The sequence below is a fragment of the Rhodopseudomonas sp. BR0C11 genome, assembly GCF_010820945.1.
Lineage (GTDB): Bacteria > Pseudomonadota > Alphaproteobacteria > Rhizobiales > Xanthobacteraceae > Rhodopseudomonas > Rhodopseudomonas palustris_H.
In genome coordinates this window covers 1-574 of record NZ_QTKI01000818.1, presented here as the reverse complement: position 1 = coordinate 574, position 574 = coordinate 1, and the positions used below count along the sequence as shown (strand labels likewise).

The following is a 574-nucleotide window of genomic DNA, read 5'->3' as shown; positions in this document are numbered from 1 at the left end:
GCTGCTCAACAGGACCGGCACCATCACGCTCGGCAATCGCCAGGCGACCGCGTTCCGTCCAGTGGGGGGCGTCAGCGAACGCGATCTTGCCGACGCTGCTCAGATGGCATCGCTCGCCGACGAAACGCCGGAAGGCCGCTCGATCGTGGTGCTGGCCAAGGAGAAGCACGGCATTCGCGGCCGTGATCTCGCGGAACTGGAGGCCCACTTCATTCCGTTCACCGCGCAGACCCGCATGAGCGGCGTCGACATCGGCGGATCGTCGATCCGTAAGGGGGCCGTCGATTCGATCCTGGTCTCCGTCGCGGCCGTCCCCGGCGTGGCGGCTACCCATGGAAATGCCGCGCGCGCGATCGAGACAGTATCCAACGTCGAGGGCGCCCAAGAGCTTGTCGCGATCGCCGACGAGATTGCCAAGGCTGGCGGCACACCGCTTGCGGTCGCGCGTGACGGCAAGCTGCTCGGCGTCATTCAGCTCAAGGACATCGTCAAGGGCGGCATCCGCGAGCGGTTCGCCGAGCTGCGGCGGATGGGCATCCGCACGGTGATGATCACCGGCCACAATCCGATGACC

General features: G+C 66.7%; 1 protein-coding gene. It reads left to right on the top strand.

All coding sequences use genetic code 11. The features are described from left to right. Positions 1-574 (top strand): HAD family hydrolase (locus DYI24_RS27580; protein ID WP_164574565.1); only part of this gene is annotated, 574 nt, incomplete at both ends.